The 14,431-nt window shown below is 48.3% G+C and carries 15 protein-coding genes and 1 tRNA gene; 5 read left to right on the forward strand and 11 right to left on the reverse strand.

The features are described 5' to 3' along the window. The 6 genes from GX659_01820 to GX659_01845 all read right to left on the reverse strand — a co-directional run. On the reverse strand, positions 1–461 hold a 461-nt coding region (locus GX659_01820), incomplete at its 3' end, for an AAA family ATPase (GenBank protein ID NLD27528.1). 86 nt (positions 462–547) lie between these two features. Next, positions 548–1,837 carry an ATP-binding protein gene (locus tag GX659_01825; GenBank protein NLD27529.1) on the reverse strand — a complete coding sequence of 430 codons (1,290 nt, stop codon included), beginning with the start codon at positions 1,835–1,837 and terminating at the stop codon, positions 548–550. Positions 1,838–2,124: 287 nt separating this feature from the next. Continuing rightward, positions 2,125–3,246 carry an NAD-dependent epimerase gene (locus GX659_01830; protein NLD27530.1) on the reverse strand — a complete coding sequence of 374 codons (1,122 nt, stop codon included), beginning with the start codon at positions 3,244–3,246 and terminating at the stop codon, positions 2,125–2,127. Beyond that, the gene (locus GX659_01835) at positions 3,243–3,806 is read right to left on the reverse strand and encodes a winged helix-turn-helix transcriptional regulator (protein NLD27531.1); all 564 of its coding nucleotides are present in this window, start codon (positions 3,804–3,806) and stop codon (positions 3,243–3,245) included. The genes GX659_01830 and GX659_01835 overlap by 4 nt, the downstream gene beginning before the upstream one ends. 44 nt (positions 3,807–3,850) lie before the next feature. Further along, entirely contained in the window at positions 3,851–4,228 is a 378-nt protein-coding gene (locus GX659_01840) for a four helix bundle protein (protein NLD27532.1), read from the reverse strand. A 954-nt stretch (positions 4,229–5,182) separates the two neighbouring features. After that, positions 5,183–5,680: a hypothetical protein gene (locus GX659_01845; GenBank protein NLD27533.1), complete on the reverse strand. Its 498-nt coding sequence runs from the start codon at positions 5,678–5,680 to the stop codon at positions 5,183–5,185. 752 nt (positions 5,681–6,432) lie between these two features. Here GX659_01845 and GX659_01850 point away from each other — a divergent pair. Together GX659_01850 and GX659_01855 are read left to right on the forward strand one after the other, a co-directional pair. Then, a complete protein-coding gene (locus GX659_01850; protein NLD27534.1) occupies positions 6,433–7,335 on the forward strand; it encodes a DMT family transporter in 903 nt (300 codons plus the stop codon). Positions 7,336–7,488: 153 nt separating this feature from the next. Next, a tRNA-Lys gene (locus tag GX659_01855) sits at positions 7,489–7,561 on the forward strand. A gap of 43 nt (positions 7,562–7,604) precedes the next feature. Here the strand turns inward: GX659_01855 and GX659_01860 are convergent. Then, the gene (locus GX659_01860) at positions 7,605–8,489 is read right to left on the reverse strand and encodes a DUF89 family protein (protein NLD27535.1); all 885 of its coding nucleotides are present in this window, start codon (positions 8,487–8,489) and stop codon (positions 7,605–7,607) included. A 136-nt stretch (positions 8,490–8,625) separates the two neighbouring features. On the opposite strand from GX659_01860, the gene GX659_01865 reads away from it, so the two are divergent. Then, positions 8,626–8,835, forward strand: coding sequence for a hypothetical protein (locus GX659_01865; protein ID NLD27536.1), 210 nt, complete (start codon positions 8,626–8,628; stop codon positions 8,833–8,835). Positions 8,836–8,886: 51 nt separating this feature from the next. Here the strand turns inward: GX659_01865 and hcp are convergent, their stop codons facing one another. The 4 genes from hcp to GX659_01885 form a co-directional block, all read right to left on the reverse strand. Then, positions 8,887–10,497: a hydroxylamine reductase gene (gene hcp, locus GX659_01870; protein NLD27537.1), complete on the reverse strand. Its 1,611-nt coding sequence runs from the start codon at positions 10,495–10,497 to the stop codon at positions 8,887–8,889. A 103-nt stretch (positions 10,498–10,600) separates the two neighbouring features. Next, on the reverse strand, positions 10,601–11,407 hold the full coding sequence (locus GX659_01875; GenBank protein NLD27538.1) for a 4Fe-4S binding protein: 807 nt from the start codon (positions 11,405–11,407) through the stop codon (positions 10,601–10,603). Positions 11,408–11,472: 65 nt separating this feature from the next. Next, the gene (locus GX659_01880; protein ID NLD27539.1) at positions 11,473–12,165 is read right to left on the reverse strand and encodes a Crp/Fnr family transcriptional regulator; all 693 of its coding nucleotides are present in this window, start codon (positions 12,163–12,165) and stop codon (positions 11,473–11,475) included. Further along, positions 12,162–12,950 carry a TSUP family transporter gene (locus tag GX659_01885; GenBank protein NLD27540.1) on the reverse strand — a complete coding sequence of 263 codons (789 nt, stop codon included), beginning with the start codon at positions 12,948–12,950 and terminating at the stop codon, positions 12,162–12,164. Before GX659_01885 ends, GX659_01880 begins: the two co-directional genes overlap by 4 nt. Positions 12,951–13,068: 118 nt before the next feature. Between GX659_01885 and GX659_01890 the strand changes: the two genes are divergently transcribed. Together GX659_01890 and GX659_01895 are read left to right on the forward strand one after the other, a co-directional pair. Then, a complete protein-coding gene (locus GX659_01890; protein ID NLD27541.1) occupies positions 13,069–13,506 on the forward strand; it encodes a GNAT family N-acetyltransferase in 438 nt (145 codons plus the stop codon). After that, on the forward strand, positions 13,503–14,429 hold the full coding sequence (locus GX659_01895) for a DUF2156 domain-containing protein (GenBank protein ID NLD27542.1): 927 nt from the start codon (positions 13,503–13,505) through the stop codon (positions 14,427–14,429). The genes GX659_01890 and GX659_01895 overlap by 4 nt, the downstream gene beginning before the upstream one ends. Positions 14,430–14,431 lie beyond the last annotated feature (2 nt).

Below are 14,431 nucleotides of genomic sequence, written 5' to 3' on the forward strand. Positions count from 1 at the left end.
AAAACATAGTCGCTATATCTTCCAGTAAGATGTGTTGCCAAATCACCACTTAAAAGATTTGCGTTTGAACCCGTGATAACAATCTTGTATTTTTCTCTTAACCTATTGATAAAAAGTTCCCAACCTTTGATGTTTTGTATTTCATCAAACAGTAAATATTCAAAGTCCCCGTAGATTGAATAAAACGTTTCGAGAAGAGAATTAAAATCTTCCGTTTTAAAAGATATCAATCGTTCATCATCAAAATTAATCGAGGCATATTTGCTACCTTTCAGCAGAAGATGCCCAAATATTGACTTTCCGGCACGTCTTAGACCGCTTAAAAGCAAAACGTTTGGGCTTGCCAGAGTCTTTTTACACTTATCAAATCCTAATCTATTGATAATATTATTGTTTTCCAGCTTCTCCTTAATCAAAGCTTCCTGATCAAAAATGACTTTTTTAATAATATTATTATTCATAACGATTATATTTATATATTATTATCGATGTAAATGCAAATATTAACCGATCTTGTTTTTAACATCGATTCCTCCGACCCCAAAAATCATAGCAGATATTGCCAGGCCGGAATTATGTCGACATCACCTTCAGCTGAATAAAGGTTGTCAGAAACGATGCACTTGGTTGAATTTTTAAAATCGGACTTCTCGAGGTTTGAAAATTCCCTCTCAGGCAGAGTTTCGCCGACGGAAACCTGAACGAGGTGGTTTTTACCATCCCGATTGAATACAAAATCTATCTCGGGGGCTTCATTGTATCCGAGCAGCTTTTCCCCTTTGAGTTTGTTATAAACCAAGTTCTCCACCGAAAACCCCTCGTCACTGTCAAAGCTCGTCGCCATGACATTGCGCAATCCCAGATCCACCGTGTAAATCTTCCTGTTGTGCGTCTCGCGAAGCTTGTGCTTCAAAGAAAAAGCAAACGGGGACAAAAAAGAAAATATGCACGCGCGTTCGAAATAGGTGATATATTCCTTGAGAGTATCGACGGCTATTCCCATGGAGCCGGCAATATTCCTGTAACTTAGGGCCCGCCCCACGTTCGACATCAGATAAAGCGCCAGATTCTCAAGCTTTACGGGCTGGCGAACATTATATTTTCTGACAAGGTCGCGATATATTATATCCTGAAAATACTGCCTGAGGAGGCTTTCCTGCAAAGACCGATCTTCGGTCAAAACGACCCCCGGGAAACCTCCCTCATGAAGATAATTCCGAAAATAATATGCCAGCTCACTTTTTTCGTCGCCGTACTGAGAAAAAGTTTTTTTCTCGACCGAAGTCCCCTTTTTGAAAAATATGTATTCCTGAAAATCGAGGGGCTTGATTTCAAAAGAGAGGTTGCGACCCGTCAGAAGCGTCGCAAGCTCGGCCGACTGAAGCGTTGAAGAGGAACCCGTAAGCAGCAGATGAATGGATTTTTTTTGCTCATAAATCTTATTCGCCCAGCTTTCCCAGCCTGCGACTTCCTGAATCTCGTCGAAAAAGAGATAAATTCTCCCCTTGGGATTGGTCAGGGATTTTGCAAATTCGAGGATGCTGTCCAAAAAATTCACATCTTCCAGATGCGGCAGGAAGATGTTATTCTCAAAATTCACAAATATTATATTTTCGGTCGGGACTTCATCCTCGAGAAGTTTTTGAACGAGCTGATAAAGAATGGTGCTCTTCCCGGATCTCCTCACTCCATAGAGAACCTTTATCTCATTTAACGAAAAAGATTTATAAATGTTTTCGACATATCTCGGGCGCGGCTTGCCGATAAAGTTATCGAATCGCTTACCATGCCACCAAGGATTTGCCTGCTCTAGATATTCTTCGATTCTGGGGTTCATGTCGTTTATATACTACACTTTAACGCTATTTTTGTCGAGTACATTTGACAGTACGATAATATGACACATTAACAAGGAGTTACGACAATAACAAATTGTTCCTTACCTTATTTCTATCAATAGTGATGCAACTAAACGCACATAATATTGCAGTATGTCGCAATTACCTGTCATAGCAGCGAGCGTCTTTTTATAACATACTGTTTTTATTAACATATTTCGCTGATTCAAAATGGCACTGATCATAAAAATCCCCGTTGAAGACCTCTTATCGAATCTTAAGAGCCTTATACATAATACGAAAGATACCAATCGATGAATCTGTCTATTCCATCCCTGATACTCGTCGAGGGTTTAAACCCCACATCCCGCATCAGATCATCGACATCGGCATAGGTGGCAGGGACATCGCCGCGCTGCATAGGAAGGAGCTCCATCTTCGCCTTTTTGCCGAGTTTATCCTCGATCGCCTTTATAAAATCGAGCAGCTCTACGGGGTTGTTGTTGCCGATGTTGTAGACTTTATAAAGATCAGAAGTTAGAGGCGAGAGGCTAGAAACTAGAGAACCGCTTTTTTCTCGCTTCTCGCTTCTAGAATCTAGTCTCTGCTCCACCTGAAATCTATTCCCTACGCGCAACACCCCTTCGACGATGTCGTCTATGTAGGTGAAGTCCCTCTTCATGTGCCCCTCGTTGAAGACCTTGATCGGCTCGCCCGCGAGTATGCGCTTGGTGAATTTAAAAAGTGCCATATCCGGCCTTCCCCACGGCCCGTAGACGGTGAAGAAGCGCAAGCCTGTCGTCGGAATCCCGTAGAGATGGCTGTAGGTGTGGGCCATCAGCTCGTTTGCCTTTTTCGTCGCCGCGTAGAGCGATATCGGATGATCGACGTTGTCGCTGGTGGAAAATGGCAGCTTCGTGTTGGAGCCGTAGACGGAGCTGGAGCTGGCGTATATTAAATGCCGACCAACAGAGGCTAGAGGCGAGAGGCTAGAAACTAGAGAACCGCTTTTTTCTCGCTTCTCGCTTCCAGCATCTAGCTTCTGATCTTTCGTCCACTGTTTCCGGCAACCTTCAAGAATGTGCAGAAATCCGACTAGATTGGACTGCACATAGACATGGGGATTGTCTATCGAATACCTGACGCCCGCCTGCGCCGCCATATGATAGACCTTCGAAAATTCGTGCTCGTTAAAAAGTTTTTCCATGGCGCCGCGATCGGCGAGATCCATTTTCAAAAATTCGAATTTCTCATCCTTCGAAAGAATTGCAAGGCGGGACTCTTTGAGCGTGACATCATAATAGTCGTTCAGGTTGTCGATGCCGACTACATCATGCCCCTCGGAAAGAAGCCTCTTCGTTATATGAAAGCCGATAAAGCCGGCAGCGCCCGTGACCAGTATCTTCATTCCAGATTTTCCTCCATTTTGATGATCTTCTTGCGAACACTCGGATCGCTTAAGATCTGAATCAGATTTACAACCTTGTGCGAGTCGCTCTCCATGGGCTCGGGTGATGCGTTGAGTATCACGCAATTGCTCTCGCTCTTAAGCGGCATCCCGCGCCTGAGAGCCCCCCACTTTCCCCTCGCAAAGAAATACTCGATGAGTTCCGCGACCTCTCCATCGCCGTTCAGATAATAGGTTGAGATCCCTTCACCTGAAAGCTTGTCGAAGATCCCTTCCATCTGAATCTGAATTCCTCGGTACGACTTCACCGTGCGCACGACGTAGCGATAAGAACGCATCGCCGTCTGTGCGAAACCTTCCGGTGTGAGAAGATAATCGAGCGAACGGCGGTTCAAGTGGCTGGTCTTTACGTAGCCGGTCTTTACGAGCTTCTTTATGACCGCGTTGATAAGCCCCACCGAAAGCCCCGTGCGGCGCGCGATCTCGCGCTGCGATATCCCCGAATCGGAATCGTGCAGGGATTCGAGCACAGTAAGTTCATTGTGAGATAGGAAGGGCATGGGAGAAACTAGAAGCTAGATGCTAGAAGCGAGAAGTGAGATAGTCATTTATAAGTACACCATTTATCGTGAAGAGCAAAAAGCATCTTCCCGACTTCGTCATATTGTTGAGAATAGTAATTGTATTTTTCAGAATCGATATAATTGCACCGGAAGGAAAACTCCAGCCAAACCATGGTTTCTTCACATGATCCGGAGGAATCAATCAAATGGCGTTTAAAGATATTTTCAAAAGTTCTCTTAGCCCATCCTTCAGCTATGTTTGCAGGTATCGACCTTGAGGCCCTTCTGATCTGATCGGTCAGCCCGTACTTTTCCTCTCTTGGAAAAGTGCTTGTAAGCCGAAAAAGCTCCATCGCAAGATCAAATGATTTTGTATAAACTATCAAATCTCTGTAAGTTTTAATCTTTTCGCGTGGCATCTTTCTAGCTTCTAACTTCTAGATTCTAGCTTCTGATTTAAAACACGCTACCGCCCATATGAGCATCTGGGTAGATGCGCACTTGCAAGGAACTAATTGATTTTACTACATTTTTTAGAATAAAATCCTTATCCGACAAGAATGTTCATTTCATGAACGCTCAGGAGTTGAACGCTTGTATTGTGATGGGAATAAAAGGTCAATGATAAAATAGAGGTTCGATGGCCCAGGAGATAACCATCAATTAGAAATCATCTGAATAACGGAAAAGAGGCTCCCGGGGCCCATCTTTCAAGGTACGGTGTCATTTGCGGGTTACGGCCCGCAAATGCACCTCCGCTCTCGATCGGCGTAGCATAACAACCATGGATACGCCGATCTCCGAGAGGCCCTTGAAAGATGGGCCCCTAGCGCCTCTTCTTTTCCGTTATTTAAGATGGGCAGTGTTTGATTTCGATGGTTTTGATGGGGTTCCCCTGTAGGAGACATTGGCGCGTCTACGAGACCGACCGTATTCGGAAGTCAAAAATCAGATCGCTTTCCTGATTTGGAGGCCGACAGCGGAGGACATCCAAATCAGCTTAAAGCGACTGATTTATGACGACGGATAGGGAGGCGAAGTGCGCCCGGTCGACGAAGGGGGAACCCCGTCAAAAGAGAAGTGAATGCGGGACCTCATTATAATTGGTTTTCAGAACTGTTTGATCAAATCTTGATTTGTACAGACAATCGCCTTAGAAGCGGCAAGAAACTGTTTCGCACATTCGACTATTTTAATTCAAGATCAGGATTTTGAAGAAGAAAGTTAAGGACCATCCAGACCGGATTTGAAATGAGGGTTTTCGTCAGTAGATTATTATCCATATATATGGACAATTATCCATATATACGGATAATATGTCAAGCGCTGACTTCTTAGAATTGCTTTCAGAAATAGAACTTATCGATGATTGGTTATTCCTTCTCTATATCCGCGGCGGAGATATCGCATTTGATCTGATGATGCATGATCTCCAAAAGGACACGGACGCGGCCTGCTGCGGTGGCGGGTTTTTCGAGTATCCCGATGAGGTCCTTGAAGGCCCCGCGCCTGATGCGAACGGAGTCCCCCTTCTTCATCGTGAGCCCCTGTTCGATAACTCCCTCCCCACTCATGCGATCAAGTATCAGATCCAGCATGCCGTCTGGAAGCGGAACCGGCTTCTCGCCGTCACCCAGTATTTTTCTGACCCCGCGTGTATAGCGAATCATCCTATGGAGGTTGGTGTCACTAAGATCGGCAGCCACGAATATATAAGATGGAAAGAGAGACTTCACGCGGCAGGTGGAGCAGCTCTTTCCCCGAACCGCACTGCGGATCTTCGGGGAGCAGGCCTCTATGCCCGCATTTTTAAGAAGGGCGCAAACACCGTCTTCCGACATAGGCTTTGTCTGGATCACGTACCATTCCATAGGGATCATCTATTATATGAGAACGGTCAAAGCAATGTACAAATGAAGAGATTACGAAGGTTGAGGTTGAGTGTAACTATCAAAATATTTTACGACATATTTTATTTTCACTCATAATCAAATCTACAAGTAAGGATAATACCATTCAGTGAATAACGGAAAAGAGGCTCCCGGGGCACATCTTTCAAGGTACGGTGTCATTTGCGGGTTACGGCCCGCAAATGCACCTCCGCTCTCGATCGATGCATCTTATAGCCATTGACGCATCGATCTGCGAGAGGCCCTTGAAAGATGGGCCCCTAGCGCCTCTTCTTTTCCGTTATTCAGATGGGCAGTGTTTGATTTCGATGGTTTTGATGGGGTTCCCCTGTAGGAGACATTGGCGCGTTTACGAGACCGACCGTATCCGGAAGTCAAAAATCAGATCGCTTTCCTGATTTGGAGGCCGACAGCGGAGGACATCCAAATCAGATGAAAGCGAATGATTTGTGACGACGGATAGGGAGGCGAAGTGCGCCCAGTCGACGAAGGGGGAACCCTGTCAAAACAGAAGCGAATGTAAGAGCCCATTGTAACTAGTTTTCAGAATTGCTCGATCAAATATTGATTTATACATATTGCGGTTAAGATTTTCTCAGCATTAACCCGCTTTTCCATCGGTCAACCAATGGTCAATAGTCGATGGTCAATGGTCGTTTTTAAAAGGATATCCCGCTCGACAAGCGGGCGGCTTTCTGTTCTTAATCCGCGCCATGCCATACTTGGGAGAAATCGCAGCGCTGCTTACGGCCTTCTCATGGTCGGCCTGCGCGCTGTTTTTTACGGCGGCGAGCCGCAAGATCGGCTCCTTCTCCATGAGCCACTACAGAATGCTGTTCGGCTTCATCATGATCTCTACGGCACAACTCATTTCGAAGGGAACCTTGATTCCCATCGAAATTTCCAACTCCGATTTTCTCCTTCTGGCTGCCAGCGGAATCGTCGGATATTTCATATGCGACACATGCCTATTTCAAAGCTATGTCGATATCGGTCCTAAACTCGGGATCTTGTTATTCAACCTCTACCCCTTCGGAAGTGCACTGATGGCCCGCATCTTTTTAGACGAAGTGCTATCCTTTTCGGCCTGGATCGGGATGACGGTGACGCTGTTCGGGGTCTGTTTCGTTTTGATAGACGGCGGCGGAGAACACCTAAAAATCAAGAGAGCGCATCTCGTACGGGGAATATCACTCGCACTTGCGGCGGCCCTGATCCAGGGGGTCAGCTTCACGCTTGCAAAGCCGGCGATGGCAACCGGAGGGGCGGACCCGCTCACGGCTACATTTATAAGGGCTCTTTTCGGCGGCAGCTCGTTTTGGCTCGTCAGCATGTTCCGGGGCAGGCTCGGAAGCGTGCTGTCGAAATTTAAGCAGAGGCGCCCTATCCTTCTAATTCTCGCGGGAGCTGTTATCGGACCATTTATCGGCGTCTGGCTCTCGATGACGGCTTTAAAACTGGCTCCGGTCGGAATAGCATCGACGCTGATGTCGCTGATGCCTATCCTAATATTGCCGATGAGCGCATTAGTGCATAAAGAGAGGATAAGCTGGCGGGCGCTAGTTGGCGCCGCAATATCATGTGCTGGGGTCGCAATTCTGCTAAATGGCGCATGAGTTCAAAAAAACTTGCCATTTTGCTAAGGATTCGTTAGGAAGCGGCACTCAAATCGTCATCTGGTTAATAACCCTGTAAATATGACGATTGCTGAAACGGTAGACAAAAAGGAACTCTGTTTGATTTGAAGGGCTGTTAGGTCAGGGGCCGGCGGGTGATTAGCTCAGTTGGTAGAGCAGCTGACTCTTAATCAGCGGGTCGCAGGTTCGAATCCTGCACCACCCACTGACTCCTGAGGAAAAGCCCTGCGACAAGCGGAGTTCCTTTTTCATTTCTTCTTCGCTGCCTTTTTCCACGCATAATTCGGGCTCGCCATCGCGAGCATAGTCCCCTTGTCGACCTTGAGATTGTGCGCGACCACGTCGCATTTCACCGCAAAAAGGAAGAAGATCGGCAGCTTCTCATCTATCATCGTCTCAAAATTCCCCTGCCCCTTGCTTATTATAACGTCGGCGTTCTTGCACGCAGCGCGAAATTCCTTGGAACAGCTCTTTATAAGCGTCCCCGGAATCGTAGAACCGGACTCCATGATCTCGGCAAACTCGCCGATTCCGGCCTCGACTGCGTCCTCCAAAAGGGAATCGTTTAAAATAGGGGCAGAGCGCACGGCGTAGATGTAGTCGATCTTTTTCGGGAGAAATTCCAGCATCAGACGATCAAAATATATCTCGCCCGTATTATCACCGACGATTAAAACCTTTTTGGCGTGGGAGAGCCTCTTTTTCAGAAGATCGATATCGAGGCGCCCGAATTTTTTCATCGCAAGTTTTGTTATGGCATTTTTCAGCTCAAGCATGACCGGCAGGCCGTAATCGATAACGTTTGAGACGGTGGCAAAGCGCACCGCCATCTCAAGTGGGGATTTCGATTTTTTTATTGCGGCCCTGCATTTCGGCAGCATCTCCGCCGCGCGCTCATTCTCCATCTTTTTTACCAGCTTAAACGGATCGTGAATGCCGGCAAATTTCTTCTTAACCATGTCGAGGACCTGCACGGAGAGCTCTGGAGGGGTACTCTCCAAATCCAGATCCTTTACCATAGCCGCGAGGATGCGAAAGAGTTCTATCGACTCGCTCCTTGGCATAGCGCTGTATTTGCATATGCGGTTTAGCTGGTTGAAAAGGCAAAGTATGCATTCCGGTTCGGTTCTCATGGTGGGCGGTAGTATACGAAATGGATAGATCAGTCCATGGTAAAAGAATAGATAGTTGGGCCGCATTATTTCTAGCAACTTGGAATCCCGCAGCAACCGATAACTAGATTGGGAGAGGGGCACTCGAGAGGCGGAGATGCCTGCGTTTGAGGACGAGATCACCGATCGCGCCAAGGTCGAGGAGGAAAAAGACGATTCCGACACCTCCGAAAAGGAACATAAACATAAGCGCACGATTCTAGAATTTATAATAGATGCAAACGAAGAGGACGAGGACTTCTGGGAAGAGGAATTTTACGAATCCATCGTCAGGATAAAAAAACGCCACCCTGCAGAGGGGTTGTAAAAAAAGAGCCGCCCGAAGGCGGCTCTTCTCATTTGCATACGATTTCAAAAACTAGCCGAGTATCGCCTTGAGGTCCTGCTGAGCCGTAGTCGTGGGCATTATGTTGAATTTTTCCACGAGGACGTTAAGCACCGCAGGGGTTACAAAGGCCGGAAGACTCGGCCCAAGCCTTATATTCTTTATTCCAAGATGAAGAAGCGTGAGAAGTATGCATACGGCCTTCTGTTCATACCATGAAAGAATCAGCGACAGAGGAAGATCGTTTACGCCGCACTTGAATGCGTCGGCAAGCGCCACCGCAATCTTTATCGCCGAGTAGGCATCGTTGCACTGCCCGATATCGAGAAGCCTCGGAATTCCGCCGATATCGCCAAACTCCATCTTGTTAAAACGATACTTGCCGCAAGCCAGCGTCAGTATCACCGAATCTGAAGGAACGCTTTCGGCAAACTCGGTATAATAATTGCGCCCCGGCTTCGCGCCGTCGCAGCCCCCTATGAGGAAGAAGTGCTTGACCGCGCCGGATTTAACCGCATCGATCACCTTGTCGGCAACGCCTAGCACCGCATTTCTGCCGAATCCTACAGTGATATATTTCTCTTCGCCATCGGCGGCAAAGCCATCGGATGAAAGCGCCATCTCTATCGCTGGAGCGAAGTTCTTATCCGCTATGTGATGGACGCCGGGCCATGCGACAAGGCCTGTCGTGAATATCCTGGCCTTGTAGCTGTCGCGCGGCTTCTGGATGCAATTGGTGGTCATTATTATCGAACCCGGAAATGCGTCGAACTCCTTCTGTTGGTCCTGCCATGCGCCACCGTAATTTCCGACGAGGTGTTTGTATTTCTTGAGCTGCGGATATCCGTGGCACGGCAGCATCTCTCCGTGCGTGTAGACGTTTATCCCCTTCCCTTCCGTCTGCTTGAGTATCATCTCGAGATCTTTTAGGTCGTGCCCTGAAACGAGCACCGCCTTCCCCTTCACCGGCGTGACGCGAACCTTGGTTGGAACTGGGTGGCCATAGGTGCCAGTGTTGGCGGCGTCTAGAAGTTCCATGACGCGGAGATTGACCTCGCCGCACTTGAGAATCTTTCCGAGAAGTTCGTTGACGTCGGAAGGGTTGGAGGCGAGGAATGAAAGCGCCTCGTGGAAAAACGCGAATACCGAATCGTCCTCCTGGCCGAGCACGTGAGCATGGTCAGCATAGGCCGCCATCCCTTTAAGACCGTACACCAGAGTCTCATGCAATCCGACGATATCTTCGCCGAGCTTGGTCTTGCGATCTGGAATTGAAAAGTGTCCAGCCTGTTTCTCGAGCGAGGCCAGGTCCTTTGCCGGTTCGAATGAAGGGGCTGGCGCATCCTTGCCGAGGGCATCTGCCAGATTTTTTCTGATCGACTTGTATTTCTCTATAAATGGAAGATATCTATTCTCGTCGAAATTCACGTTCGTGACTGTCGTAAAAAGCGCCTCTACGACGAAAAGGTCGGCATCTCTCGTCTTGATGCCTCGTTTTCTAGCTTCGTGTGCCAGCACAGAAACGTCCTTTGCGCTCTGCACCAACAGATCTATCATCGAGGATACCTCGGGCTCCTTGCCGCATACCCCCTTCATCGTACATCCCTTGCCTCCGACCGTCTGTTCGCACTGATAGCAAAACATTTTCGTGTCCATACATATTCTCCTTTTGAAAGTTAAGCGACAATTCACGAACCTATTTAGGTTTTGGTCAATTGTCTATGGTCAATAGTCCATAGTAACAGAGCTAATCATCTTCCCTGACTCCTCCTTCCAGGCTTATGATCGTCTTTTTGATGCGCACCCTCACTCCTGACGATTCCGCAGCCCTCTGCACAAGCGAAAAAAGTCCGGCGCAGCAAGGCACCTCCATCATGACGACCTCGATTGAACGAAAATCATTTGTCTGTATCATCGCGGCGAGTTTTTGCACGTAGGGATCGGTGTTGTCTAGCTTGGGGCAGGCCATCGCAACGACTCTCCCCCTGATAAAATCGTGATGTAGATTTGCATACGCGACAGCGGTGCAGTCGGCCAGAAGAAGCAGATCGGCGTTTTTCAGATAGGGGGCATTGACCGGGATCAGGGCCAGCTGAACGGGCCAATGCGTAAGTTCGCTCGCAATTCCACAGCACTTGTTGCGCTGCGCCTCAACCTTAGCCTCAGCCTTAGCCTTTCCCGCAACCTTGAGTTCCTTCGCCATCGTGCCGGGGCAGCCGCATGGAAGCGGTGACTCGTTACTCGTAACTCGTGACTGGTTGGAAGAACTGCACCCCTTAGTTTCATCAGGGATAGTACTACTGCCTTCGCGCATCGCCTGTTTCTCTACAGCTGTTTCATCGAAGGCCTCGGCCTCACGTTCCTCTATAGTGATGGCGCCGCGCGGGCACTCGCCTAGGCATGCGCCAAGGCCGTCGCAATAGACATCGCTTACCAGCCTCGCCTTGCCGTCCACGATCTGAAGCGCCCCCTCCTTGCATGAGGGAATGCACAGCCCGCAGCCGTCGCATTTTTCTTCGTCTATCTTGATGATCTTCCTGATGACCTTTGGCATCCCTGTCTCCTCTGTTATCCGGGCTGGAACCTACAGCCAAAAAAAAGCGATGTAATTGACTGAGATCAATTTTCAGATTTTTTACACCCGGAGGCGATGCGAGACAACTCCTTGATATTCAATATCTTTACCTTGCCGCCCGAGATCTGCAAAAACCCCGCTTTCAAAAATTTCTTTAAATTTCTTGAAAAAGTTTCCGGAACCGTCCCCAATCTGGAGGCGAGCTCACGTTTTTGCATCCCCAAAAAAAACTCCGCCCCCTGTTTTCGGGCGCGCTTTACAAAGTAGGCGGCAAGACGCGCCTCGACGCTGTCGAGGGAGAGCTCCGATAAAAGGGAATTCAAATGTCTGAGAAGGGATGACATCACGCCCATCATCTTCATCGAAACATCGGGATGTTTCCTTATGAATGATGAGAGTCGGTCTTTTCTTATCGCAACCACCCTGGAATCTTTTCTAGCTACCGCGGTGGCCGGATATTCCTCGCCTGAAAAAACGGCGGCCTCGGCAAATATTTCCACCGGAGAGACGCTGCGAACAAGCCTCTCCCTCCCTTCCGAAGAATATTTCACCAAATCGATCGCTCCGGATTCGAGGATAAAAAGAAAGGCGGCCTCATCCCCTTCCGAAAATAGAATTTCACCATCTGCAAGAGATTTTTCCGATGCGAGGGCGGCGATACCCGATATCGACCGAGGGTCGAGCTCGGCAAAGAGATGGCATTTCTTTAGAACGGAATCTATTTTAGGTTTTGTCATAACACCCCAGCTGCGATTCCAAACCCCAATGCTATAAGCATCGCACCAACCAATCTATTGATAAATTTCATCGTAACTTTTTTCAAGATCCTCGCACCTGTAAATGAACCTATGAATGCGAATATTATTCCCGCGGCGACCAGTCCCCTTATCGCCGAATCTCCGGAGGAAAAAAGTTCCAGCCGCATAAATGTGAAGCCATAGACGGCTATCCTGAAAACATCCACAATCACCGCGGAGAGAACAACGGTACCGACGAATTCCTCCTTCGGCATCCCCAGGCGCATGAGAAATGTGGTCCTTAAAGCCCCCTGATGGCCGGAAAGCCCGCCGAAGAATCCGGAAAGAAATCCTCCGAGAGGGATATATTTGGAATCGAGGGCGATAGTTTCAAAAAACGGAATTATCTCCAAGAGACCGAAGATAACGATCAGAATGCCTATCGTAAGTTTTACCGCGGTAAGATCGAGGCTTCTTCCGAAAAGCTCGTATGAGTAAATCGGTGCGATATCGACGAAATATCCAAGGCAAAGCGCTCCGATCACGGCGGCGATCGTGGCAGGAATTGCGAAGGCGGCAACGACCTTGAGCCTCGCCTTTCTGCCCACGAGAAAGACCTTGAAAATATTGTTGGCAAGGTGGACGATCGCAGTCGCGGCGATGGCGAGTTCCACCGGGAAAAAGAGCGCAAAGACCGGCATAAGCAGCGTGCCGAGGCCAAATCCCGAAAAAAGAGTCAGGGCCGAAACCACCAGCGATGCCAAGGCAACTAGGATGTAGGCCATTTAATCCTCCTTCGCAGTTAGGCCCCGAAATGAACATAGATCTGTGGCCGACTCAATAGAAAACTAAAAAGCTTGCTATTGTCTTTTTTGTCGAAGAGATGGATAGTCCGACTCACACATGGAGATACGATTCATAAATACGCAAGACCCGCTATACCCCATGGAACGCGCTTTGCGGGTCGAGGTCCTGAGAAAACCTTTGGGCCTCGATGCCGGAACCGAGGAATTCCCCTTCGAAAGGGAGAGCCTTCATCTGATAGCGCTCGACGGAAAAATTCCGGTCGGCTGCGTTCTCTTTCGCCCTCAGGGAAAAACTGGGAGGCTCTATCAGATGGCGGTACACGAAAAATATCGCGGCCAAGGTTTGGGGGCCATGCTGGTGAGGAAGATGGAAAAAAGGCTGATATCCGAAGGAATCGAGGAGGTCTATCTGCATGCACGTCACACCTCTGCGCCATTTTTCGAAAAGCTCGGATATAAAATAGAGGGTGAACCGTTCATAGAGATAGGAATCGAACACAGGATGATGAAAAAAAATTTCAGGAAGATATCATGAAAGACCTTGGCCTGATATCGATGGAGCACAGGGATATCGCACTCGAAGCGCTCGCGGCATTTCCACCAATTGCGTCCGAACAGACCTTTACCAACCTCTATGCCTGGAAGGAATCGCATCCTGTCGGCATAATCTCCGACTCAAAAAACGGACTGATATTCTACGCCGACCACGGGGAATTCATGTCGATATACGGCGCACCGCTGGGGAATATCGAACTTGGCGATGCGGCTACGGTAATTCAAAAGATATCGGGAAAGCCAGTGATCGCCGCCGAAAGAATTCCGCATAACATAGCTATTCGCGGCTTCGAAAGGTCGGATGACAGAGCAAATCATGATTATGTTTATATGAGAGAAGAACTCGCATCACTCTCAGGAAACAGATTTCACGCCAAGAAGAACCTTCTCAACCAGTGCCTGGAAAACTACGAATGTTCCTACGAGGAGATCGGCTCTGAAAACCTGAGCGAGGTGACGGAATTCATGAAGAGATGGTGCGAATCGAGAAAATGCGGAACCGAGCCCGGCCTCTGTCACGAATATCGCGCAATAAGGACGATCCTTGAAAACTACGACAGTTTCCCGGTAACAGGGGCCGCGATAAGGATCTATGGAAAAGTCGAGGCGTTCACAATCGGGGAAAAACTGAACTCCGAGACCGCCGTCATCCACTTCGAAAAGGCCTCGGGAAATTTCAAGGGGCTGTACCAGCTGGTCAACAACTGGTTTGCGAAAAATCACCTCGCTGAATTTAAATTCGTAAATCGCGAGCAGGATCTGGGAATAGAGGGACTGCGCAAGGCAAAGGAAAGTTATAACCCCCATCACATGGTGGAAAAATCGAATGTCTTTTTTTCCAAAGATGCGCATGCAAGGCTAAAAGCGCAGGTAGAAAAGCGCTGCGGGGATGTCGGGGCTTGATC

Source organism: Myxococcales bacterium (genome assembly GCA_012513515.1).
In the GTDB taxonomy this organism is placed as follows: Bacteria; UBA10199; UBA10199; order 2-02-FULL-44-16; family JAAZCA01; genus JAAZCA01.